A 23,885-nucleotide genomic window follows, 5' to 3' on the forward strand; every position below is an offset into this window, starting at 1 on the left:
CATTTGCTCAATTCTATTAATCATTCATTATTAATCGGAGGGATAACATTGATTAAAAAAATTACTGTATTGCTTCTTCTGTCACTGGGAATTAGTACTTCCGCAATGGCCGCTTCCCCCACAGCCGATACCGTTCAAGCATCTTTGGACTCAATGTGGGTCATGATTGCCGCGTTTCTTGTTTTCTTCATGCATGCGGGATTCGCAATGGTTGAAACCGGCTTTACCCGTGCCAAAAATGCACTGAATATCTTAATGAAGAATTTCCTGACGGTTTCGATTGCCTCCGTTCTCTATTTCTTCATAGGGTTTGGCTTGATGTTCGGTTCAAGTGCAGGCGGATTTGCCGGTATGGATGGTTTTTTCCTCTCCGGCCGTGAAGAAATCGGTTTCTTCTTGTTCCAATCCGTATTTGCCGCCACTTGTGCAACGATCATCTCAGGTGCAGTTGCCGAACGCATGAAATTAAAAAGTTATATCCTGCTTACCATTGTCATGACAGGACTGATTTATCCTATTGTCGGTCACTGGGTCTGGGGCGGAGGATGGATTTTGGAATTGGGATTTGTCGATTTTGCCGGATCCACTGTCGTTCATTTAACAGGGGCTGTGGGAGCATTGATTACGGTATTGTTCCTCGGTGCCCGCATAGGCAAATATTCAAAAGGAAAAGCGAATGCTATCCCTGGGCATAATATCCCGCTGGGAGCACTGGGCGTTTTCATCCTATGGTTCGGCTGGTTCGGCTTTAACGGCGGCAGCAGCCTGGCAGCAGACCCGGAACTTGTCCCTCACGTCATCACCACTACATTATTTTCTGCATCAGCAGCCATCCTTTCATCGGCCCTTTATACGTTGGCCAGGTTTAAAAGAGTGGATCCCTCGCTTACTCTGAACGGAGCTTTGGGCGGTTTAGTCGGGATCACCGCGGGGTGCGCGAACGTCTCATTGACAGGGTCACTTATCATCGGTCTTATTGCAGGCATCATTCTTGTAGAATCTGTCACCATCCTTGATTCAAAGTTCAAAATCGATGACCCGGTGGGAGCAATCGCTGTACACGGTATCTGCGGAATTTGGGGAACAGCGGCAGTTGGATTATTCGATATACAAAATGGATTATTCTACGGCGGCGGTGCCTCCCTGCTTGCAGTACAAATGATTGGAGTGGGAGCTGTCATTCTGTGGACATCCGTCACCGTTGGAGGTTTCCTGTTCGTCGTCACCAGAATTTCAAGCATCCGTGTCTCCAGGGAAGAAGAGTTATCAGGTCTTGATTTCACCGAACATGGATCGAATGCTTATGAACTGAAAGATACTGTACTGGAATCGAATGCAGCCCCTTCCCCGTTCGGAACAGAACTTGTGGACCGGTTAAATTCGATCGGCAGCGGCAGCATGAATAACGTGAATCAACGCAATACGGTTTGATGCATCATCATATAAAGACCCGTCCGTGTACACGGACGGGTCTTTTCACTGAAACCTTTTACTACTCCACTATCTGTATATTATATTCCTTAAACCACACATGAATCTGTGCAAGGTGTGCCAGTAACTGAGGACCGGTCATCAACTGGCCGTACCAGGGGACCTTGAAAGCAGAGCCGCCTGTTTTCACGATTTCTTTCAGCTTTTGCTCGTTGAAAAGTTCATACAGGACACTCGATCTGTCTGCCAGAATTTCTTCTAGCCAGTCACTCACCAATTTCGTATAGACAGGATGGTGCGTCTTTGGATAAGGACTCTTCTTCCGATAAAGCACTTCATTTGGCAAAATACCTTCCAGCGCCTTCCTCAGGATACCTTTTTCCCTGTTCTCATGCATCTTCATTTCCCAAGGGATATTCCATACATACTCCACCAATCTATGATCGGCAAAAGGAACCCTGACCTCAAGACTCGCTCCCATACTCATACGGTCTTTACGATCTAAGAGCGTTGTCATGAACCAGATCAGATTCAGGTAGAATAACTGTCTTCTCTTCGTTTCGATTTCATTTTCCCCGTCCAATAAAGGTGTTTCCGCCACTGTCTTATCATATTGCGCCAACACGTATTCCTGAAGGTTCAACTTTTTCTTCCAGTCATCCTTCAGCAATCCCTGCCTTTCATCAACAGAACGCATCCACGGAAAACCCCTTCTGTTAAAATCATCTTCACGGTGAAACCAAGGATATCCCCCGAATATCTCATCGGCACACTCCCCTGAGAGCCCGACGGTAAACTCCTCCTTTATTTCTTTACAGAACCATAAAAGTGAAGAATCCACATCCGCCATTCCCGGAAGATCCCTGACATGTACGGCTTCTATCAGGTAATCCTTCAGTTCCTGCTGGCTGATCACACATCTGTGGTGGATCGTATTGAATTCTGAAGACATTTTATCGATCCAAGGAGCATCAGAATTTGGCTGAAAATCACTCTTCGTGAAATATTGATCATTTTCTTCGTAATCGATCGAATAGGTATGAAGCCTGCCCTTCCCTTCATCGCGGTAGGTATTGGCCGCTATTGCCGTAATGGCACTCGAGTCCACCCCGCCTGACAGGAAGGAACAAAGTGGAACGTCTGATACCAGCTGCCGTTTTATCGCATCAGACAACAAGAAGCGCACATTGGACACCGTATCTGCAAATGAATCCGCGTGCTTCTCGCTCTTCACATTCCAGTACCTCCAGATTTTCAGACCGTCTTTCGAGAAGGTCATGGCATGGGCCGGCCGGAGCTCCTTGACTCCCTTAAAGACCCCTTCACCCGGAGTGCGGGACGGTCCCAGGCCAAGGACTTCCGAGAGGCCCCCGTGTGCAACTTCCGGTTTCACATCTGGATGGGCAAGCAATGCTTTGATTTCAGAGCCGAATAAAAAACCACCGTCTTTCTCGGAATAAAATAACGGTTTTACACCCATACGGTCCCTTCCGATGAAGACATGTTCCTTTTGACTGTCCCAGACGGAAAAGGCAAAAATCCCGTTTAAATGATTGACACATTCTTCACGCCATTCTATATAGGAAATCAATAAGACCTCTGTATCTGAGTGGCCGTTGAATGTATATCCTTTTCCCCTTAACACTGCTCGCAGATCTTCAGTATTATATAACTCGCCGTTGTAGCAGATCGTATACATATGGCCCTGATGAGTAATGCTCATCGGCTGCCTCCCGCCTTCGGGATCCACCACGATCAGCCGTTTATGACCAAATACTGCATGTGGACTGACCCAGGTATTTGTCTCATCCGGGCCCCTCTTAGACAGCTTTTCTGCCATTTTTCCGACTATATTTTCCTGGTTTGTAAGATTTCGTTTATAATGAATCCAACCTGTAATACCGCACATGATGATCATCCTCACTTTCTGGTCAAACAAACTGGGCTCTCTGACACATAGATTATCTTATGCATTTCAGGATAAATGGTTAATTGCCTCACTCAATCTTCACATGAATGAAATATGATAATTATGATAAGAAATGTAGTTAAGGAGGGATATTCATTTGAGTAATATATATCGTTCAAACATCCTAAAATCCCAAAAGAGGGCATTTTCAGAAGGAACCGTCCTAGTTGATGATGATACATGGTTTTTCTTTGAAATAGATGCAGAGGAAGAATCCGAGCTTGAATTTTATATCAATCACGAAATAAGGCTTTTAAGGGAGGACGCATGGATCACCGGTGTGCTTTTGGAAAACGGCATACTCGCAACTCCATATGAGCGCATCAGGATGCTGGACGGGGACAGGATCCAGATTAAGAAGAACATTCTCTTTTCTTTGGAAAATTTAATCGAGGATATTTCTGACGATGCTTTTCTTCAATTCATCACTACCTTAAACAACTTAAATTATTCTCTTTATGATTGTATATTCTGCCACAATCATCTTGTTTTCCTGAGTGGTCAGAAAATGAAGCAGGGTGTTAACTTCATCAATTTTGACAATGGCGATGAAATATGTGCGGTCCAGCATCATTTTTCTTATTTCAAAAAGAAGCGGGACCGCTTTGAATTCACCCTCAGCACCGGAAAACGGATCGTAATTGAAAATTTCAATTTATGATGCAAAGGTAAAAAAATCGTGTTCACCGGCAAACAACGGCAAACACGATTTTTTTATTTTGTCCATGCTAGCTCCCCTGCACGGCAGCCAAATCCTGCTTCATTAAAAATTCGCCCATTTTGCAGGGAGGCATCGGTTTTTCAATTAAGAACCCTTGAGCATAATCACACCCTAAGCCCTTAAGCAGTTTAAGCTGCTGGGCAGTTTCCACCCCTTCAGCCACCACTTTCAAGTTCAGTCCCCTTCCCATCATCGAAACGGACTGAACGATTGCGACATCCGGGGAATGGTCACTCATATTGCGCACGAATGACCTGTCAATTTTTAAAATATCAATCGGTAAATGTTTCAAATAGCTCAACGATGAATAGCCGGTACCGAAATCATCAATCGCAAGTTTTATGCCCAACTGTGAGAGTTCCCTCATGACTTCAACTGAATAAGATTCATCGTGAAGCATGATGGTTTCTGTCAGTTCCAGGCACAGGTACTCAGGAGGCAGTCCTGAAACTTTTAACGCTTCCTTTACATCGCTCACGAAAGCAGGATGCTGAAATTGGATTGCCGATACATTCACCGATACGTAGAATTCCCCCAGTCTTGTGTCCATCCATGTTTTCAGCTGCTCACAGGCTCCCGTCAGTACCCACTTTCCAAGTTCCTGTATCAACCCTGCCTCTTCAGCAAGCGGGATGAATTCGGCCGGGGAGACTGACCCCATTTCTTCGTGCTCCCATCGGAGTAGTGCTTCACATCCAATCAGTGTCTCATTCGGCACGTCAATGATAGGCTGATAAGCAATATACAGATCATTTTTTGCGATAGCCTTGCGCAACTGTGCTTCCATTTCCACTTTTCTCAGCGTTTCTTCATTCATATCCCTTGAGAAGTATACTGTATTATTCCCACCCCGCGATTTTGCATGATTCAACGCTGCATCCGCATTTCGCAATACTTCTGATGACTTGTCTCCGTCTCTCGGGAAGATGCCGACACCGATGCTTACAGTCATATAAAAATCCTTGCCGTTATAGGAGAAAGGTTCTTTAATGGTCTTTAAGATAGCGTCCGTTAACGAAGAGATGCTTTCTTCATTCACATTTTTTGATAGAAGTACAGTGAATTTATCCCCGCTGAATCGTCCGAGGTACGCACCTTTTGGAAGGGCACCCCCGAGACGCCCGGCAAGTTCTTTAATTACGAGGTCGCCTGCCCTGTGCCCCAGTGTATCATTGATGATCTTAAATCTGTCGATGTCCATGAACAGCACTGCCAGCTCCCTTTTTTTCTTTTTCGCCCGCTGGATATGTTCATCGATGATTTCACGGAACTTCTGTTTGTTCGGCAGATCAGTATCCCCATCATAGTATGCCAGCTGGGTGATTTTCTTTTCCGACTGCCGCTGCTGGGTGACGTCTTTGCCTATCCCAAATATGCCTACACATTGACCGTTTACGGTGATTGGAATATTTTTTATTTGAAAGTGATTGATTCTGCCATCCTTGGTTGATATGGGAAGATCATAATACTGTTCCCTGCCGTCCATAGCGCGATAGAAATGTCTTCTTACCCTCTGCCGGTCTACATGCATTATATAATTCAATGCATTCCTGCCGATGAGCTCACTCTCACTGTAACCGAACGTTTTGATAAATGAAGGATTGAGAGAAGTGAACCGCCCCTTCAAGTCGGTGCTGTATACAAAATCGGTATTATTATCGAAAAGAGAACGGTAATATTCTTCTGATACCTCTATATTTTGTGTGAGCTCCCTGATGTCACTTGATGCAGTATTGATCAAATTTGTCAATGTCATCATCGCATTAGCCTCAGGGGCCAGATGAAATTCCGGTTTGAAGTCCTGAAGCGGTTCCCTCACCTCTTCTGATATACCAAGATAGGTCATCGAATGTGCAATCAGCTTAGGCTTATTGGATGAATCATATCCAAACTCACCATAAGAAAAAAAGCCGGTGACCGTTGAAATTTCATTCAACTTGGCAAGTTCCTGCGTAGTGAAATCCCGAATATACCTTTTACGCGCTATGCAATTGAACACATAATGGGTCTCGACCGGACTACGCTTCAATTTATTCAACTGCTTCGCAGTGGACTCCAGCAGTTCCTGTACATTCACAAATCCGAAGTTGACCCTGTCTCCTTCATCCATTTCCCTGCTGACCTCTATAGCTCCCTGCGGCAATATATTTATGACATAGACAGCAGTTTTTTCATTTCCGTGTTGATACAGAAAAGGAAATTCGATCGAAGAGTCCGGCAGTTCCTTTACGAACGACTTTCCCAAATACCTCTCGAGCACATGAAGTGGTTTTTTATCATTTATTTTATAAATGACATTCCCTTCAGATTTCGTTATTTCAAAGGAAGGCCCAACCTCCTGCCAATGTTCAAGGGCATATGAGTGAACATGCAGATCTGAATGATTCAACGAAACGGCTGCCAGACCGCTCTGTGATATTTCGTCACCTGTAAATACTATTGACGGCCTGTTTGCGGGATCATCCGCGCAGACTCCCCCGACAATTTTGAATTCATCATTGCGCGGGGATACCCCCTGCAGGATTCCGGGTATGTCCATTTTGAGATGACTGACGAGAAGGATCACTGCTTTCGTATCATAACGAATCAGTTCATCGTATAACTGTTCGCCATCCATTTTCCCTTGATGTCCGCCATCCACGAGAAAAGAATTCAGCTCCGTCTTCTCGAATGCCGTAAATGTAAGTATTACCTCAGACAGCACCCTGCCTTCGAATATTTGACCATTTGAACTGCAGCCGATCAGCGTTGCCCGGGGTAATGAAGCAGCCACTTCTTTTTGAAGAGAAGTGATGAAGTCAATGGAGGAATGACCTGTGAAGGCTTGAACGAGGAGAGAAGGAAACAAATCCAAATCATTTTCTTTAATGAATTTCTTTAATGAGTTTTCGTCTTTATATATGCATTGAAAGGAAGTAATCATATTCTACACCCACTCTGAAAAGACATGATACTACAAAAATACCACAATTCGACAGTTTTGGATATTTATTTTTTCACATCAATGGATACGCTTTTGATTTCTGTTGAAGACTACGTTTTCCGCGGGCAGCCCGTGAGCCTCCTATGAACGAAATTCACAAACATTCACTTATTTTAGTTATAAGGCATCTTTAAGATAGAGAAGCTCGTTTTGACTTCTCTATTTATTTGTTTACATGCTTTACCGCTAAATGATTTTTGTTAAAGTAAACCAGCAATAAAGCATACTGCTTAGATGATTCCATTTTGGCGTTGAATGTATAAGCGGAGAAATTCCTTCTAAGGCTGCTGGAGAAGGGTTAAAACGCTGAAATAAGGGGAGAAGTTCCGCTTAACTGCTCAATATGGAACAATATTAAACGGATATTTTACTATAAGCGGAAAAATTCCGGCTATTATTCATGAAGTAGCGCATTTTTTTATTTAAACGGAATTCTTCCGCTAATTTTCAAACGCCAGGGAACCGGCTCTTCTTGTTCTACATAAGGGTAATAATCTTTAATAAAGAATGATGAGAAAAAAGCTCGAAGCAGAATGGCTTCGAGCTTTTTTATGTGCTAATTTCACTGCTAAAGTGTCTACTAATTGAACTGGAAATTACCGTGCGAAAAGCACTGCTAATTCAAATTGTGTACTTCAAAACCGAGCCCGTTAGCGTAAGCAGACTTTTTACGAAAACCATTTTATGCCAAGCGGCAGGCTGAATCCAAGAATGAAGACGATGATCAGGGAAATAACGAACAGGATCCAGAACGTTTTTGTGCTTTTCCCTTTGTTCATCCGTACAAGGATCATTTCAAACATACCGATCACCCAGACACCTACCAGCGCCTTGATCCCGTATAAGGCAGGATTGATGCCCTGATGTTTCCAGAACAGCAAAGCACCTGTCAGGATGATGAGAAGATAGAACAAACGCAGGATCATGTGAACCACTTTCATGCCTTTCGCTTTGCCGGCATTATGAAGCCATACCGCTACAAAGAAAAGGATGATCGCAATCACCCACGTCGTGATATGTGCATGTGTGTTATCAAACATAGTGAACCTCCCAATGCAAAAATATTAATGCTCATCATATATTACCACAAGCTCTGCGGTAACAGAAAATGTAACCACTCACTGTAACCGATTTGTCAAAATTCCGATTCCGCGGACTGCGATGTCGACAGTGTCCCCCGCTTTCAGGAAACGGGGCGGTTTAAAGCCTTTCCCAACCCCGGCAGGAGTACCCGTTGCAATGATATCGCCCGGTTCCAGGGTCATCCCTTTTGATAGGATGGAGATGATTTCGGGGATGGAAAATATCATGAGTTCCGTGCTTGAAGACTGACGTACCTCACCATTGACACTCGTCCGGATTTCCAGCTGATGCGGGTCATCTATTTCTTCTTTTGTCACGATATACGGACCGATCGGACAGCTTGAATCCAAGCTTTTGCCTATGAAGAACTGGCCGTGTTTCTTCTGGAGATCCCTTGCTGTAAGGTCATTGAGGATGGTGTAGCCAAAAATATGATCCATCGCTTCATCAGATGAGATCGCCCTTCCTCTTTTACCGATTACGACGGCAAGCTCTCCTTCATAATCAAGCTCTTCCGTTACATTTTCATGGAGGGGTATGCTTTGTTTGTGTCCTGTCACGGTATTTGTGGCTTTGGTGAAGATCATGATATGTTTTGGGATGTCTTGTTCACTACCCATTTCAATGGCGTGCTCCCGGTAGTTCTTGCCCACGCACATGATATTCCTTTTCACATGCGGTATCGGGGCCAGCCAGTTGACTTCATCCACTGAGTACTGGTATTCTGCGAAATCGTTTCCCTCCCGGCATCGTTCTAAAAGCTCTTCCACTTTGTGAAGAGCCCCTTCCCCGTCTTCGATGAGCTTTTGTACGCTTGAAGGGAACTCCTTATCCAGGTCCGCTGCCAAACCTATTAGATCGATAACGACTTCTCCTTCCACAACACCGTACGTGGATCTTCCATTCACTTCAAAACTGGTTATCTTCATCCGCTTCCCGTCCCCTTTTCTTCAATAGTAAAATAGTAATCTAACCTTCCGACTTTTTCACAGAACCTCTTCCATAGCTAAGGACCCTCCACAGCTTTTCTACAGGTCCAAATCTGAATCTTGACAGCCAGATTTCAGAAAGAAGCATCTGGATGACGAAGATCCCGGCGGCTAAAAGGGTTCCTGACGTCAATGTCACTTCCCCATATAGACCCAAACCGTATGAATAGAAAATCAATGTTCCTATGATTGATTGCATAAGATAATTGGACAGGGACATCCTGCCGGCAGATGCAAGGGGCCTGCTCCATTTTTTCACATTTTCATTCTCTAATAATAAAGCCAGGATTATTGCATAAGATACTGATAAGAAAGGACCTCCTAAATAATCCTGTATGTAGGAATAGGCAGTATTCGCTTCTATTAATATAGGAAGCAGCTTTATTCCGATACTGGCGATAAGCAGGCCGGAACCGAGCAGCAGCCAGCTTCTTTTGAATTCCGCAGCTTTCTCAAGCAGTTTCAATTTCCCGGCACCTGCACCGATCATCATGACCGGCAGTATGGAAAGTGTCAGGAAAAGAAGGTTTCCTGGTGAGTTCACTGCATACCAATCACTGAATCGCTGTTTCATAATATCAGTGAAGCTGCCTGAAGCGTAGGCTGCGACTGAATCCTGCACTGCAGTGATATTCGTATAGTGAGCAACCCCTGCAGGATCAGAATATGTCATCAAAACTAAAAGAATACTAAAAAACAATTGAGGTATCAGCAGCAGTAAGCTCCCGAGCATCAAAAGGCTCTTTCCTGTCATTCTCATAAATAATAATAGCAGCAGCCCGAAAACGGCATAGTTGATTAAAATGTCCCCCGACCAAATCAAAAAAGCGTGGATGGAACCAATGAGCAGTAAAACTATAAGTCTCCTCACTCCAAATGAATAAAAAGACATTCCTTTTTGACTGGCCCGTTCTTGTTGAATGGAAAGACCATAACCGAACAGCATGGCAAACAAAGGATAGAAGCTTGCCTGTACCAACACATCGATCCATGGGTATAATGCTGCATCATCCGGTGTCTTCCACCACACGTAAGGGTCCATATAAAGAAACGGGGAATGAAAAGAGATCATGTTGATGATGAATATGCCCAAAAGGGAAACTCCCCTTATGACATCCAGGCTGACAATACGTTCTGATCGTTCAATCGGCGATAATGTGTTCATTCATTTTTTCCTCCAGCAATTAGTACTATTCCATTGTACATGAGAACGGCGATTTAGGCGATTATCACTCATTTTCCTCCTTTCACATAGAATAACAATAATTATCCTAGTCTTAAAGGTGTGAGTGCCAATGCCCGCAATCGTCGGAATAGCTCAAGTTGTCAGCGTCGGATCAAGCGGTGTGTTTCATATTGGGGATGTGTTTACAATCAATCCGATTTCAACTGCAAAAACCTTTGCCGGAGCCGGTTCCTTCGTTACAGGCAGGGGGATTTCGGTATATAACGAAAGTTCATTGACCTATACGGTGGATGATGAAGTCATGGACCAAGGCATTAACTTTAACCTGTGAGGGTGATTCAAATGAATTACTACCTTCAGCAAACCATCCAGATCCGATTCATCAAAATAGGGGGAATGACAAATTCCTCCGTACTTCAAATCGGTGCTTGCGGACAGATCAATTCAAAGAGTTACCTATATAATACCGGCGGGTTTACCGAGCCCGCACCTGCAGCTAAAAAAAGTGGAGAGGCAGGAGCAGCAGAAGCCGGGGGGCCTTCCGCCTCTCCACTCGTTCCTTTGCAGACCCCCGGCACAGCTTAGCCAGCGGCGAAAGAAAGAGGTGGAAGCATGAAACAATATTACATGACCCCGGAACAGCTCTATCAATATATCGAACAATTGAATAAGAAAGTTGTCGCGCTGGAACAAAAGGTCAATAAACTCACAGAAGAACTTACCACTGTCAAAGACACTCCCAAAATAAATGTAGAAAAAATAGAATACAAGTTCGATCAATTAAAAGTTGAATCGTTGGACGGAACGCTTAATATCGGACTCAATCCGGGGGGCATGAGTGAAGAAATCGAGGACTTCGCCGTAGCCCCGAACGGGAAGAAAAAGGCGGTAAAGGATATAACACCATATAAGGATAAGATAACGGATGAAGTGACTTCATACATCAAAAACGATCTCCCCTCACTTATTTCCGATAATGAAGTGCAGCTGCAGCGGTCGATCGATCCCTCATATCTCAACATGATACAGCAGGATCTCATGAATCAAATGCCGCAGCGGATCGATTTCTATGTGAATAATATTCCTTTTATCGAAGGAAAGCACACGGATGAAGAGTGGACCGGGAAGATCCTCTCCAAGATCAAGCAGGATATTCAGTCCGCCCTCTTTTCATTCATGTCTCAAATGCCTGATAATATGGAAGGGATGAACAATCATGAACCTACAAGTGATTAACCGGGAATTATCAGTCGGGAACATCGATATTCAAGGGGTTGCCAGTGCCTCCCTCGTACTGATCGGGGATGCTGATATCATCCAGCTTGCATCAGCTTTCGATACTCCCCCAGAGTCATTATTAATCGGCCCATTCGTTCCACTCACTCCGAAAGGTTGACGGGTCTATGTTCAAAAGATATTCAATGGTGAATGAACTGAGAGGAGAGACACTTTCCTTCTCTTCCGTCTATCAGCTGGGCGATTCTCAATCCATTTTTTCAACGACAAAAGCATTCGCCGTGCAGCGTGAAAGAGAGTTTTTCCTCGGCAGTGAAGGACGGTTTGATGCAGAGGTATTCAACCAGCTCGTTGAACTTCCGCCGATAAATCCAAGGATCTCTGTGAGCAGATTGAATCTATCGCCCATTAAAGTAAACTGCATGCACGTACTGGCAACCGCTTTTTCTTCGGTCGTACACATCGGAAACACATGCAATGTCTATATGGACTCAAGGGTAAAACACGTGCGCCAGCTTGAAGGTGAGGCGGAATACAGTGAAGAAGAGTTAGCGATGATCGAGGAGGAAAAAGCTCAAGCTGCGTCAGAAGGAGAACCGGTCGAATTCATTGAGTATTAACGGGAATGAAGATGAATGAACGCTCTCAACTTTATCACATAGATTAAAAGTGTAGACTACTAAAGAAGGATGTTTTATTATGCCTGCGATAATTGGTCCGGTTTCCATTCTGAGCGTCGGCGGCGGAAATGTTCAATTTGGGGATACTGCCATCATTTCACCGAAGTCTGCCTCAAAAACGTTTGGCGGTTCAGGCGGTTTCAACACAGGTCCATTCCAATTGAGCTATAATGTCTTCAGTATCACGAATACATTTGATTGCAATGTCGTAGATCAGCCTATAACAGGAAATAACTAAGGAGCAAAAAGTCTGTGCCAAGGCTTTTTGCTTTTTGTTTTATCCTTTAAACCTCCCGCAGTTTTTCACTGCCTCTTCCTATTCCTGCGATCATTGCTTTTTTTCGTCTTGACTAATTTCGATGACGGCTGCTTGCGGATCCATTTGATGAATTTTCCGATTTTCTCATCCTGTCTTAATGCTTCGATGGTATTCAATCTGGCTCCAAGTTCTTCATTGGTGTAGAGTGAGTGGATTTGTTTATGGCATGGAATGCATATTTCCGCAGTCGGCATGTATGCACCTCCGACTTCTTTCGGGGTCAAATGGTGCACGGTTACAGCGACTTGCTGCCGTGCACAAAGTTCACATGTTCCCGTCGTTTTATTCTTCATATCATATCAATTCCCTGTCCAGTATTTGTTTCCTATCGTTCCCTATTTAAGATCAAACAAGCCGCTCACAGGATGATTCCATCCCGCGGCGGCTTTTCTGCTACAACTCCAGTAAATGACCTCCGTCAAAGAAGTAGAGGTATTTTTCGGATACTGATTCTTTCCATATTGATTCAAGTGCTCTTGTATAGAGCTCAATTTGCACTTTATAGCGGTTTTCAAGTATTTCTTTCGCTTCTTCAAATCCGTTTTTATACCTGTCATGTATGCCGTCTGTTTTATAATCCAAGAGAACAAGGCCGTTTTCATCCCTGAAAACACAGTCTATCACACCCTGCACAAGGATGGTTTCCTCCACAGCCTCTTCACCCGTATCAGAAATTTCTTTCAGCGGAACACTCATACTGAATGGGATCTCCCTTTGGATCTCATCTGCTTTCACCATTCTCTCACCCAGTTCATTGTCAAAGAACCGAAGGATGTTCCTGACGGAAATGGACTTTCGCTGTTCCTCGGTCATGATCTCTTTTTGAACGAGCTCCTCCAATAGGGATGAGACTGCCTCTTCATCCGGCTTGCCATCTTCAAATGAAATATGCTGCATGACCGTATGCATGGCCGTCCCTTTCTCTGCAGGTGACAGCTCCTTTGCCTGCATGAAAGCAGGGCGGTTATAAACAGGCTTCTGCTGGCGTCTGAGCAGCTCGACACTTGCGGATTCATCCCTTATTTCATACATTCGCTTCAATTCCGACACCGACTGTTTTGAACGCAGGCTGGCTGCGCGCATATTGGGATATTTCCATAGAAGGCGTTCAAACACCTCTTCCTTATGAAGAGATTCTGATGCAACCTTTTTGCCGTCCCTGACTGCTTTTCTCCAGTCATCTTCAATTTCCTCAGGGGCATCCTGTTCAGGGTTCAAGTCGGATTTGTGAATCTTTGTCACATTCCAGCAGGAAGGGTGAAGTTGTATGTCTTCGTTTTGCCCGGTCCCTCCCAGTTCCCCTTCATGGATTTCGATGCAGTGAGAATGACGGACAAGAGCAGGGCCTATCCAATCAAGATAAGATGAAGCACCGGCCCGGTCATAATCAGGAAGCAGCCATCCGCTCTCTTTCATGGTACTTTTCCATTTCTTCACGGATTTCTCGAAGCTCTTTACCGTACCGATCAGGAACAGCTTCTCTTTGGCCCGTGTGAGTGCCACATACAATACCCTCATTTCTTCAGAAATGGCTTCCATCCTTTTCTTTCGCTTGAAAGCAAGCTGCGGAAGGGAAGGATAGCTAATCCTCTTATCAGGATCTGTATATTTGCTTGCCAGACCGAGGTCCTTGTCCAGCAAATACGAAGCATTCAAATCCATCAAGTTGAATTGCTTGGACGTACCAGCCACAAAAACGACCGGAAATTCCAGCCCTTTACTGGAGTGGATGGTCATCAATCGGACCACATCTTCCTGCTCGCTCAGCGCCCTTGCCACCCCGAGGTCATCTCCCCGTTCCCTCATGCGGTCAATGAACCTCAGGAAACGGAATAACCCGCGGAAGCTTGTCGATTCATACTGGCGTGCCCTGTCATACAGCGCGCGGAGATTGGCTTGACGCTGCTTACCTCCCGCCATGCCGCCGACATAGTCGTAAAACCTGGTATCGCGGTACAGCTGCCAAATCAGCTCTGTCACCGATCCCTGTCTCGCCCTTGTTCTCCAGCCGTCCAGCTGATAAAGGAAGAGCTTCACTTTCTCAAAGGTCTCTTCCTCGCTGGACCGTGAAGGCTTCTCTTCGGAAAATTTCTTTAACGCTTCATAATAGCTGCCCGCCTTTGAGTGAATACGGATGCTTGCGAGCCCCTCTTCATCCAGGCCTGCGATCGGGGAACGGAGGACCGATGCAAGCGGGATGTCCTGGTATGGATTATCGATCACTTTAAGGAGCGAGAGCATAATGGAAATTTCCGTTGCGTCGAAATATCCCGTGGAAAGATTCGCATAAATCGGGATGCCCTGGCGTTTGAATTCTTCCATGATCTCAGCTGCCCACGGCATAGACCGAAGCAGGATCACGATGTCCTTGTATTGTATCGGACGCTCTGTTTTTGTTTTCGGATCAAATACAGGGCTTCTTCCTTCAATCATCTCTTTCACTTTCCCGGCCATATATCTTGCTTCAAGCACAGATTTTTCAATATCTTCTTCATCAAAAACAGATAAAGACTCATCTTCAGCCTGGGAAGGGGTTTTTTCAGGGGTTTCCTGATCGATCAGGGCCACCTCGACAGGATATCCCCTATCTTCCGGATAAGGTGCACCCTTCACGAGTTCCGCTTCTTTGTTATACTCCATTTCACCCACTGAAATGCCCATGATCTGTTTGAATAAAAAGTTTGTGCCATCAAGAACCTCTTTACGGCTCCTGAAGTTTTGCGACAAATCAATCCTCAATCCTGCTTCACCCGACTCAGGAAGGAAGCGGTTATACTTGGTCAGGAACAAATTCGGTTCTGCCAGACGGAAACGGTAGATCGACTGCTTGACATCCCCAACCATAAATCTGTTTCCCGAATGTTCCTCTTCACCTGTTATTAGAAGGAGAATGGATTCCTGAACCATATTGGTATCCTGATACTCATCCACGAGGACCTCTTTGAATTTTTGTTTGTATTGCAGTGCTGCTTCCGACGGCTGAATCTTCCCGCTTTCAGCCGGATCCCTCAGGATATCCAGGCAGAAATGCTCCAGGTCTGCAAAGTCAACAAGGCCACGCTCTTCTTTTACAGCCTTGAAGCGGCGCCCGAACTCAATGACGAGTTCGGAGAGAGTCTGGATGGAGTCTTTCATTTTCCTCATGTCCGCCAAAAAAGACTGCGGGTTTCTCATGAAAAATTCTTCATGCAGTTTCTCAAGCATTTTCTTCCCCTGATCACGGAGTTTTTTCGCATCATCTGCAAGATCTTTATCGAATTCATCACCTCTGCACGGCTTAAGTTTCGTAAAATGAAGGGTCTGCATTTTCTCATAGAGGGCATTCCATGAATCCTCAGCTGCCAGTATAAGACCATTCACTACCTCGAGGTCATCTTCGAAATTCACGGCCCTTGGTGACGGACCTCCCGGGACTTTCGTTAAATCAAGCGCCCGTTGAAATAGAGTGCGCGCACCTTGAAGCTGTAAACCGATATCGACTTTCAGCGGATCTGCGATAGATAGTGAATCGATGTCTGCTTCCTCACTGATGTCATACATCTCCGTCAGATCCCTCAGCCATCTTTCAGGATTCGGGTGGGATCGTGAAAAGTCGTACAGTTTTCCTATCATCTCCTGAAGGGCACCATCACTGCGGTCATTAGTATAGGTATCCACAAGCCTGAAAAATGCCGTATTGTCTTCTTTTCCATACTCATCTTCAAATAATTCATCAACCACTTCGTCACGGAGCAGATCACCCTCTGTTTCATCTGCGATCCTGAACCCGGGATCGACATCGATCAGATAATAATATTTCCGGATCACTTCAAGACAAAAAGAGTGCAATGTCGAAATCGAAGCACGATTCAACAGGCTGAGCTGCTTTCTGAGATGTGTGGAGTGGGGCTCTTCATCGATTGCCTTTTCGATCGCCTGGCCGATACGGTGCCTCATTTCAGCAGCGGATGCGTTTGTGAACGTTACGACTAGTAGCTCATCGACATCCAGCCTGTCTTCTTCAGAAAGGATGCGTTGTATGATTCGTTCCACAAGAACCGCCGTTTTACCGGAACCGGCAGCTGCAGCAACGAGTATATCCTGCCCCTTGGCCCAGATTGCTTTCCACTGATCGTCCGTCCAGGTGACATCCTCGGGTTTTACCGGAATGTTGCTATTACTCATTTTCATCCTTTCCCTCCTCTCTTAATTTTGCAAGCAGATCATCTGCTTTAGCCGCCCGGAGAACCCTGTATTCATTCTCCTCGAGGGCCTGATCGAATTGACAGACAGGACGGTATGAACAAAATTGGCACGGTGTCCTGTCCTTAAGTTTATAAGGTGTTATATCCACCGCGCCGGTGACGATCTGATTGCCTGCATCTTCATACACTTTACGTACATGCTTGCGCATATAATGGAAATCTTCGTTCGAAGCCGCCTTGGACCTTGATGAAAGAGTCCCGTCTTTTTTAATTCCTGCTGAAATGATATCGGAATTACCTGATTCAAGGGTCCTGTCCATCAAACGGATGATGTCGGAGTCCCCGAGTACGAGCCCTTTCATCTTGAAGCTCTTGAAGATTTCATTCTCTATCTGATCCAGAGTCAATATCTTTTTACTGTTGATCATCGGATTATGGACATGGAAATATAATACTCCTGCAGGCTTGGCTTCCTTACCGACGAATTGCTTCGAATGTGATAATACGATATCGAGATACGTCAGCATCTGAAGGGCAAGTCCATAATACACCTCGGTTACATCAAGGTCCCTTGCACTCGATTTATAGTCCACGATGCGGAGATACACCCCGCTTTCATCTTCAGCCTTGTCCACCCGGTCAATCCGTCCCTGCAATTCCATCTTCGTGCCATTTTTCAATTGGAATTGAAACGGCGGCAGTTCTGCATTCGGTCCAAATCCAAGTTCCACCCCGACTGGAACGAATCCGCTCGCCTTCGCATGCTCACTCAGGATGAGGCTTGCACGGCCGATGATGTGTTCAAGCTTCTTTGCAATATAATGAAGGCGGTTTGAACTTAGCAGGATTTGATGCTGCAGCTTGGGAGCCAGCATCCTCACTGCGTCCCTGGCCAGCTGCAGGCATTGGGCTTTCGTGAGTCCTGCCCAGGTAAGCCCGTGTTTCTCCACTTCATCCGATATCCATTTTAGGGCGGAATGGAACATCTCGCCGATATCAGGCGCCTCAAGCTTGAAGAATTCCCTTTCCCTGAGCTTCAGTCCGTGACTGGCGAAGTGGGAGAAAGGACAGCTGTTGAAGAGCTCCATCCTGGATACACTCGCAAGGATCTGCTCGCCGTAAAGGTCCCTGCTCGTTTCTTCAGTCAGCCTCTCCGCTTTATTTTCATAGAACAAGCTGGTCAGGATATGCTGTGCCTGCCACTTCCACTCTGCAGAGCCGGCATAAAAGTTATACACATCCCACCAGAAATCATATATCGGATAATCCCTTTTTTTCAGCTGAAGCTGGGAAGTCAGGTGCGATATCGTGACATTCGGGTGGCATACATAATGCAGCTGCTCTTCTTCCGGGAGTTCTGAAGGCTCATTGACCAGCATTTTCTCAGCCGCTTCCGGGTACATCTCTTTCAGTCTTTTAATATGCGATGAAGGAAGGAGTGCCTTCCCTTCTTCATTTGCTATCGGATAGCTGACATACAGCCTTTCACTCGGGGTTGTGAATGCTTTATACGCGACGAATTCTTCATCCAGCAGCTTTGTCCGATTCGTCGGTGCAATCTTGAATCCTCTTTGGAGCATTGCCTCCCTGTCTTCGTCCGATAAAACGCCTTCCTCGCCCATCTTTGCCGGAAGGACCCCGTCATTGATGCCGATCATGAACGCAGCCCTGATATCAGCAAGCCTGGACTTTTCCAGATCGGCTATGATGACCTGATCGATCGCCGGCGGCACAAGCGAGAACTTCATCGATTCCATACCCGCGTCCAGAATGGAGGCGAATTTCTTAACAGTCGTTTCCTCATCCCCGAGCATCTCCACATACTGGTCAAGCAATTCAATGACCGCACTCCATGCCTGATCATGTTCCCTGGCAGCAACGAGATCCCCGCGTTCTTCAGCCTGTATCCTCAAGCGTTCAAGCTTTGCAGGAATATCAAGTTCTTCAAGATAAAGATAAAGCGTCTCGCAGAATCCCCTTCCGGTCCGCTGCTTCTTCAGCCTTTTGCCCAGCCGGACAATCGGTGCCGAAATGAACAGTCTGAGCTCATTGATTTCATGCTCAAGCTCCCTCTCCCTGTCTGTCTGAGGGGCATCGACGTGCTCCAGGCCCCTGAAGCGACGGTATTTCCAACGCTCTTTACCCGTCCATCGTTCCCCCTGTATCCCGTAGGCAAGAACATAATTCTCGAGACGGTCCATCTGCTCGCGCAGTTCGGATGGGTCCTTCTGATAGGGAAATAACAAATCCGTTTTAACAGCCCTGAATACTGGTTCATATCTCCAGTTGGAATTCATGATCTCGAGTGTCGACCGGATCAGTTCAATCAATGGGTGATTTAGCATCGTCCTTTTCTGATCAAGGAAAAAAGGAATCTCGAAATCTTGGAATATCGTTTCAATCTTATCGCGGTAATCCGCACTGTTCCTGACGAGTACCGCTATATCCTTGTACCTGTAACCTTCAGTCCGTGCAAGCTTCCTGATTTCCCTCGCAATCCCCTCGATTTCCGCACGGCGGTTGGCCGCCTCGAGGAACTGAATGGAATCACGTGCATCCCCGCCGGTATAAACAACAGCAGGCCGTTCCTCAAAATGTCTTTCGATGTGCAGCATAGAGCCGCTCCTGAAGCGTATAGGCTTTATATACTCCTGCTCTTCGACCGGCTGGCGGGTTCTTTTGCAGATTTCCTGAAGGGTATCATACGTCTCGTTCGTCATCCTGAACAGGCTCAGCTCATTCATCGGTCCGAACTGCTGACTTGAATCAGCAGTCAGGGCGATTGTGACCTCCCTGCTGTGTGTGATCAGCTGTTCAATGATGAGATATTCCTGCGGCGTAAAGCTGTGAAAACCGTCAATATAGATTTCTGCATCTTTAAGAAGCTCAGAGTTCCTCACATTATCCGCAAGGAGCTGGAAATAATCCTCTGAATCTATATATTTACCCATGAGCTTCTCTTCGAAATTCTCATAGATCAGTTCAAGGTCATGAAGTTTATCCTTTAAAACCTTGGATTGGCCTTCTTCCCGGTTGAAAGCCTCAAGCTCCTGGGGCTTCACGCAATACCGCTTGAATTCTGTCAGCATCGTCTCAACATGATCAATGAAACCCGTTTTCTCAGACGCCTTCGAAAAGATGCGGAGATCATCCTTCTTCTCTTCGATAATTTTCCTGATCAGCATATTCAAACCGACGCTAGAGAGATGATAACGGCTCATCCCCCCTGTTTCCTGGAGGATTTTCCATGCCAGCCTCGTAAAACTGAAGACCTGCGCACGTATCATCCCGTTCAATCCGGGAGTGTTGACCAATTCATATTCTGATATAAACGACATCTGGTCGGGCACCAGATAAATGATCGGCTTTCCGTTCGGCTGCCCGCGCAGCTTTTCTTTTATCTCTGACAGCATTCCGTGGCTCTTGCCGGTACCTGCCCGTCCCAGTATAAATCTGACAGCCATGCTCTCACTCCTTTAATTATGTATTTCTATGATAACCAACAGGTTGCTTGAATTTTTGTATAGGTCCATTATAAACCATTCTCTCTCTGAGCAAATCCATCCTGCTTCATTCTATCATGAAAATATTTGGGAGCTTCCGCATAGAGTAAAGAAGGCAGGTGAGCGTGATTATGCAGATCTCTTTTAAATTGATTTCTATTTTACTTGTCAGCATGGGCATCATGGTTGCATGCAATATCTATACATTCATCCCTATTTACGGTGAGATAGCCTCCTCATTAGGAATCCCTTCAGAATCAGTCGTTGTTGCCGGCAGTTCGTTTACTTTTTTTTACGCTTGCGGTTTATTGACATTCGCCAATATAGCTGACCGGTTCGGGAAGAAGGAAATATTAGTGTTAGGCATGCTTGTTTCAGCCCTCTCAACTGCACTGGTCATGTTTTCCTTCGATTCCTGGAGTTTATCCTTTACTCGGGGGCTGCAGGGGTTTTGTCTGGGAAGCTTTGCACCGGTGGCTTTCTCTTATACGTACGACCTTTTTGAAGGAAAAAGGAGGACACTTCTCCTCGCCTTGATCAATTCGGGGTTTCTTTTCGCGGGCATCCTTGGTCAGTTAGTAAGCGAGTGGATCACGGGCATCAGCCATTGGACGGCTGTATTCATATTCTTTTCCATTATGTATCTCTTCCTTTTCCTCATGGGGAAGAAAATATTGCCGGGGACTCCTGTTTCTGCATACAATTACGACAGGCAGCCGGCAATTATCCTTTTCAGGCTCCTGCAAAACAGGAAGCTTCTTATGCTTTATGGTATTGTATTTACTCTTCTCTCTTCTTTTGTCGTGTATTATGACAGTTTGACAAGGTTCCTTTCTGGAAAAGACGACCTCCTTTTACAAACACGACTTACAGGTCTGATCGGTGTTGTACTCTCTCTCTATACAGGAAGGCTGCTGGAAAAGGTTGGGGCCTATAAAACATTATTTATTGGATTTGCAATTGCCATTCTGTCTTTTGTCATATCATATATCTACTACTATACGGTCCATCCGCTTTTTTTGATGACTTCTTCCATTCTATTTGTCTCTTCGATCTCCCTGTTGATCCCGACAGTCATCACCCTGATCGGGGATATCAGCAAGGGTGAAAGGAGCCAGGCACTGAGCCTATACTCGTTCATCTTACTGGGCGGGACCAGTCTTGCTCCTCTCGCGGCGATGAAATTGGGGTATTTACAGTCATTGGCATTGCTGGTCTTGTGTTACACAGTGAATATTCTCCTGGGGAGCCTTCTGACTATCAGGGGCGGCGGCCGATTTAAAGAAGATAGCGGAGGGGCAAAATAAAAAGAAGGAGTTCATCCTTCTTTTTTATTTTGCCATTCATCTGCCAGCATTCCGTATAAATACATATCATGGCGTTTTCCGTCCCTCTGCAAAAATTCGCGGAAACTGCCTTCTTTTGTGAACCCTAGATTTTCGTACAAACGGATGGCATGTGTATTATAAGAAAACACAGTCAGCTGGAGACGATGCAAATTGAGTTCATGGAATGAAAAATCCAGCAGACATTCCATCGCTTCCCTGCCTAATCCCCTGCCCTGATATTCTTCCTCACCGATTAGTATCGATAGCCCGCCGACCCGGTGCGCCCAGAGTATCCCGTCAAGTTCGGCATATCCGATCAAGCGCCCGCTGTCTTTTAACCGGATAGCGAACAGGCGGGTACTTTGATCTTCTCCCCCTATCCATTTCTTCACTTCATCCTCAGACTTCGGTTTGTATGGAATGGCGTCCAAGAGCCGTTGAAGCTTTTCATTTCTGCTCCACTTCATCAGGAGACCCGCATCGTCTTCGCTCAAACTTGTCAAATGGATGTGTTGGCCAGTAAGTAATGATTTCATTGTGATCACCTCGAGTTAACAATATTCGAGAGAGTATGCGGTTTTTCCTTTATTGGGTGCGTAAAAAACCTTCCACTAAACGTTTTTTATTCACTTTCCCTACATCTGTTTTAGGTATGTCATCGATAAAGTGATACTGCTTGGGTATCTTGAATGCCCCGAATTTTTCAAGACAATAAGCCTTTGCTTCACTGCCCGTCATCATTCTGCCTTCACGGATTTTCATAAAGGCGGTCACGACCTCTCCCCATTTTTCATGCGGCATCCCTACGACGGCACACTCTGAAATGGACGGGTGTTCACATAACCAGTGTTCGATTTCCTGTGGATAAATATTTTCCCCCCCTGAAATGATCATATCTTTTTTTCGGCCGACGATATAATAATCACCCTCATGATCGATTCTTGCCAAATCCCCAGTGTGTAGCCAGCCGTCCTTAAGCACCGCAGCTGTTTCTTCCGGCATATTCCAGTATTCTTTAAAAAGATGGTCTCCACCGAGAAGGAGCTCGCCTACGTCTCCATATTTCACACATTTCCCCTCTTGGTCCACAACCTTCACTTCATTGAGCATCATCGATTTCCCAATCGACCCCTTCTTCATTTTACCGGGGTCGATATAGAAATTATTCGGTCCCGCTTCGGTCAGCCCGTACCCTTCTTTAAAATGGATTCCTTTTGCTTTGAAGGCATCATAGACCTTTCCCGGACATGGTGCTCCCCCCGATAAAAACACCTTCATCTTCGGAAAAGAAGCATATTCGAAGTCCTCTTCTTCCAAGAGATCGTGATACATCGTGGGCACCAGCAGGACAATCGTACATACATGATGGTTCAGCATATCGATTGCCTGCTGCGGCACAAATCGTTCAGAAGTCACCACTTTCCCTCCGACCATGAGAATAGGCAGTGACAGGGCATTGAGCCCTCCGGTATGAAAGGTCGGGAGATACGTGATTGTCGCATCCTCTTCAGTCAGATTCCAGCTGATTACCGTATTCAGGGCATTCGCGTTAATTGATCTATAGGAAAGGATGACACCCTTCGACTTGCCGGTCGTCCCTCCGGTATAAATCATGACCCACGGATCATCTTTATCCCGAATGATTTCAGAAACCAGTTCCACTCCGTTGTACGCTTCTTCTGCCGCTTCGTCTATTCTTTCCGCCCGGTGCCCTTTCAGCACCGCATTGAACCCATGCTCAAAGTCAGCTTGATAGAAAACCAGATCAGGCGAACAGTCCCCGATGAGCGATTCGATCTCAGCAGCAGACAATCTCCAGTTTAACGGGACAAAGATCGCGCCTATTTTACTGCAGGCAAACAGCAATTCAAAACAGACAGGATGATTTTTACATATAAAGACAACGCGGTCGCCTTTTTTTATTCCTTTTTCTTTCATATAGTAAGCCCACTTTGCAGCTCTTGCATCAAGTGAGCGGTACGTAATCATTTCATTGGTGGCTCCATTTACAAGCGCCACTCTGTCAGGAGAAATGATCGATCGCTTCTGCAGCCAATCCGTCACCATTCCCATGTCATCTCCTCCTTGGTTTGGATAGGATTTATTTTAGGGAAGGGGAGTTACAAATGAGTTACAGGTTTTTCAGGCGCTCAATAATGGAAGGGATTCAGGGTACTGCAGAGATAATGGGATGGATACTTTTCGACAGCAGGCACAATTAGCGGGGAATTGGCACCATAATATGGATTCAAGCACGATAATCCTGAAAGCAG

19 protein-coding genes are annotated in these 23,885 nt (G+C 45.6%); 9 read left to right on the plus strand and 10 right to left on the minus strand.

Annotation, left to right across the window (positions count from 1 at the left end):
- The first annotated feature begins 48 nt into the window (after positions 1-48).
- Complete coding sequence (locus tag ACKA06_RS06460) at positions 49-1,431, plus strand: ammonium transporter (RefSeq protein ID WP_411159300.1); 1,383 nt, start codon at positions 49-51, stop codon at positions 1,429-1,431.
- 61 nt (positions 1,432-1,492) lie between these two features.
- Here ACKA06_RS06460 and asnB read toward each other — a convergent pair whose 3' ends face one another.
- Positions 1,493-3,349, minus strand: a complete 1,857-nt coding sequence (gene asnB, locus ACKA06_RS06465; RefSeq protein WP_198258383.1) for an asparagine synthase (glutamine-hydrolyzing) — start codon at positions 3,347-3,349, stop codon at positions 1,493-1,495.
- Between the two features lie 148 nt (positions 3,350-3,497).
- On the opposite strand from asnB, the gene ACKA06_RS06470 reads away from it, so the two are divergent.
- Positions 3,498-4,061: a DUF2777 family protein gene (locus ACKA06_RS06470; RefSeq protein ID WP_032089202.1), complete on the plus strand. Its 564-nt coding sequence runs from the start codon at positions 3,498-3,500 to the stop codon at positions 4,059-4,061.
- Between the two features lie 67 nt (positions 4,062-4,128).
- Here ACKA06_RS06470 and ACKA06_RS06475 read toward each other — a convergent pair whose 3' ends face one another.
- From ACKA06_RS06475 to ACKA06_RS06490, 4 genes are all read right to left on the minus strand, one after another.
- Positions 4,129-7,044: a bifunctional diguanylate cyclase/phosphodiesterase gene (locus tag ACKA06_RS06475; protein WP_411159301.1), complete on the minus strand. Its 2,916-nt coding sequence runs from the start codon at positions 7,042-7,044 to the stop codon at positions 4,129-4,131.
- Positions 7,045-7,772: 728 nt separating this feature from the next.
- A complete protein-coding gene (locus tag ACKA06_RS06480) occupies positions 7,773-8,144 on the minus strand; it encodes a YisL family protein (RefSeq protein WP_032089204.1) in 372 nt (123 codons plus the stop codon).
- 78 nt (positions 8,145-8,222) lie between these two features.
- A complete protein-coding gene (locus ACKA06_RS06485; RefSeq protein ID WP_411159302.1) occupies positions 8,223-9,116 on the minus strand; it encodes a fumarylacetoacetate hydrolase family protein in 894 nt (297 codons plus the stop codon).
- 40 nt (positions 9,117-9,156) lie between these two features.
- A complete protein-coding gene (locus ACKA06_RS06490; RefSeq protein WP_411159303.1) occupies positions 9,157-10,341 on the minus strand; it encodes a DUF418 domain-containing protein in 1,185 nt (394 codons plus the stop codon).
- Positions 10,342-10,471: 130 nt separating this feature from the next.
- On the opposite strand from ACKA06_RS06490, the gene ACKA06_RS06495 reads away from it, so the two are divergent.
- From ACKA06_RS06495 to ACKA06_RS06520, 6 genes are all read left to right on the plus strand, one after another.
- Positions 10,472-10,693: a spore germination protein gene (locus tag ACKA06_RS06495; RefSeq protein WP_032089207.1), complete on the plus strand. Its 222-nt coding sequence runs from the start codon at positions 10,472-10,474 to the stop codon at positions 10,691-10,693.
- A gap of 11 nt (positions 10,694-10,704) precedes the next feature.
- The gene (locus ACKA06_RS06500; protein WP_032089208.1) at positions 10,705-10,947 is read left to right on the plus strand and encodes a spore germination protein GerPB; all 243 of its coding nucleotides are present in this window, start codon (positions 10,705-10,707) and stop codon (positions 10,945-10,947) included.
- Positions 10,948-10,974: 27 nt separating this feature from the next.
- Positions 10,975-11,598 (plus strand): spore germination protein GerPC, encoded by a 624-nt coding sequence (gene gerPC / locus ACKA06_RS06505; protein WP_032089209.1) that lies wholly within the window; start codon positions 10,975-10,977, stop codon positions 11,596-11,598.
- Positions 11,579-11,758 (plus strand): hypothetical protein, encoded by a 180-nt coding sequence (locus tag ACKA06_RS06510; protein ID WP_032089210.1) that lies wholly within the window; start codon positions 11,579-11,581, stop codon positions 11,756-11,758. The genes gerPC and ACKA06_RS06510 overlap by 20 nt, the downstream gene beginning before the upstream one ends.
- Positions 11,759-11,765: 7 nt before the next feature.
- The gene (locus tag ACKA06_RS06515; protein ID WP_052011658.1) at positions 11,766-12,218 is read left to right on the plus strand and encodes a spore germination protein GerPE; all 453 of its coding nucleotides are present in this window, start codon (positions 11,766-11,768) and stop codon (positions 12,216-12,218) included.
- Between the two features lie 79 nt (positions 12,219-12,297).
- Complete coding sequence (locus ACKA06_RS06520) at positions 12,298-12,516, plus strand: spore germination protein (protein ID WP_032089211.1); 219 nt, start codon at positions 12,298-12,300, stop codon at positions 12,514-12,516.
- A 65-nt stretch (positions 12,517-12,581) separates the two neighbouring features.
- Here the strand turns inward: ACKA06_RS06520 and ACKA06_RS06525 are convergent, their stop codons facing one another.
- The 3 genes from ACKA06_RS06525 to addB all read right to left on the minus strand — a co-directional run bounded on the left by ACKA06_RS06525 (position 12,582) and on the right by addB (position 20,245).
- Positions 12,582-12,890 (minus strand): HNH endonuclease, encoded by a 309-nt coding sequence (locus ACKA06_RS06525; RefSeq protein ID WP_411159304.1) that lies wholly within the window; start codon positions 12,888-12,890, stop codon positions 12,582-12,584.
- Between the two features lie 100 nt (positions 12,891-12,990).
- On the minus strand, positions 12,991-16,761 hold the full coding sequence (gene addA, locus ACKA06_RS06530; RefSeq protein WP_411159363.1) for a helicase-exonuclease AddAB subunit AddA: 3,771 nt from the start codon (positions 16,759-16,761) through the stop codon (positions 12,991-12,993).
- Entirely contained in the window at positions 16,754-20,245 is a 3,492-nt protein-coding gene (addB, locus tag ACKA06_RS06535; protein WP_411159305.1) for a helicase-exonuclease AddAB subunit AddB, read from the minus strand. The genes addA and addB overlap by 8 nt, the downstream gene beginning before the upstream one ends.
- 170 nt (positions 20,246-20,415) lie before the next feature.
- Here addB and ACKA06_RS06540 point away from each other — a divergent pair, with 170 nt between their 5' ends.
- Positions 20,416-21,591 carry an MFS transporter gene (locus ACKA06_RS06540; protein WP_411159306.1) on the plus strand — a complete coding sequence of 392 codons (1,176 nt, stop codon included), beginning with the start codon at positions 20,416-20,418 and terminating at the stop codon, positions 21,589-21,591.
- Between the two features lie 11 nt (positions 21,592-21,602).
- On the opposite strand, the gene ACKA06_RS06545 is transcribed toward ACKA06_RS06540, so the two are convergent.
- Entirely contained in the window at positions 21,603-22,148 is a 546-nt protein-coding gene (locus tag ACKA06_RS06545; protein WP_197670648.1) for a GNAT family N-acetyltransferase, read from the minus strand.
- A 49-nt stretch (positions 22,149-22,197) separates the two neighbouring features.
- On the minus strand, positions 22,198-23,685 hold the full coding sequence (locus tag ACKA06_RS06550) for a class I adenylate-forming enzyme family protein (RefSeq protein ID WP_058298217.1): 1,488 nt from the start codon (positions 23,683-23,685) through the stop codon (positions 22,198-22,200).
- Positions 23,686-23,885 lie beyond the last annotated feature (200 nt).

Source organism: Rossellomorea oryzaecorticis, assembly GCF_045897515.1.
Taxonomy (GTDB): Bacteria; Bacillota; Bacilli; order Bacillales; family Bacillaceae_B; genus Rossellomorea; species Rossellomorea enclensis.

Excerpts from the sequence above, each read along its gene's own strand:
- ACKA06_RS06520 (WP_032089211.1), top strand. The coding sequence starts at position 12,298 with ATGCCTGCGATAATTGGTCCGGTTTCCATTCTGAGCGTCGGCGGCGGA.
- asnB (WP_198258383.1), bottom strand. The coding sequence starts at position 3,349 with ATGATCATCATGTGCGGTATTACAGGTTGGATTCATTATAAACGAAAT.
- ACKA06_RS06500 (WP_032089208.1), top strand. The coding sequence starts at position 10,705 with ATGAATTACTACCTTCAGCAAACCATCCAGATCCGATTCATCAAAATA.
- gerPC (WP_032089209.1), top strand. The coding sequence starts at position 10,975 with ATGAAACAATATTACATGACCCCGGAACAGCTCTATCAATATATCGAA.
- ACKA06_RS06550 (WP_058298217.1), bottom strand. The coding sequence starts at position 23,685 with ATGGGAATGGTGACGGATTGGCTGCAGAAGCGATCGATCATTTCTCCT.
- addA (WP_411159363.1), bottom strand. The coding sequence starts at position 16,761 with ATGAGTAATAGCAACATTCCGGTAAAACCCGAGGATGTCACCTGGACG.
- ACKA06_RS06510 (WP_032089210.1), top strand. The coding sequence starts at position 11,579 with ATGAACCTACAAGTGATTAACCGGGAATTATCAGTCGGGAACATCGAT.
- ACKA06_RS06485 (WP_411159302.1), bottom strand. The coding sequence starts at position 9,116 with ATGAAGATAACCAGTTTTGAAGTGAATGGAAGATCCACGTACGGTGTT.
- ACKA06_RS06490 (WP_411159303.1), bottom strand. The coding sequence starts at position 10,341 with ATGAACACATTATCGCCGATTGAACGATCAGAACGTATTGTCAGCCTG.
- ACKA06_RS06480 (WP_032089204.1), bottom strand. The coding sequence starts at position 8,144 with ATGTTTGATAACACACATGCACATATCACGACGTGGGTGATTGCGATC.
- addB (WP_411159305.1), bottom strand. The coding sequence starts at position 20,245 with ATGGCTGTCAGATTTATACTGGGACGGGCAGGTACCGGCAAGAGCCAC.
- ACKA06_RS06545 (WP_197670648.1), bottom strand. The coding sequence starts at position 22,148 with ATGAAATCATTACTTACTGGCCAACACATCCATTTGACAAGTTTGAGC.
- ACKA06_RS06515 (WP_052011658.1), top strand. The coding sequence starts at position 11,766 with ATGTTCAAAAGATATTCAATGGTGAATGAACTGAGAGGAGAGACACTT.
- ACKA06_RS06540 (WP_411159306.1), top strand. The coding sequence starts at position 20,416 with ATGCAGATCTCTTTTAAATTGATTTCTATTTTACTTGTCAGCATGGGC.
- ACKA06_RS06525 (WP_411159304.1), bottom strand. The coding sequence starts at position 12,890 with ATGAAGAATAAAACGACGGGAACATGTGAACTTTGTGCACGGCAGCAA.
- ACKA06_RS06475 (WP_411159301.1), bottom strand. The coding sequence starts at position 7,044 with ATGATTACTTCCTTTCAATGCATATATAAAGACGAAAACTCATTAAAG.
- ACKA06_RS06495 (WP_032089207.1), top strand. The coding sequence starts at position 10,472 with ATGCCCGCAATCGTCGGAATAGCTCAAGTTGTCAGCGTCGGATCAAGC.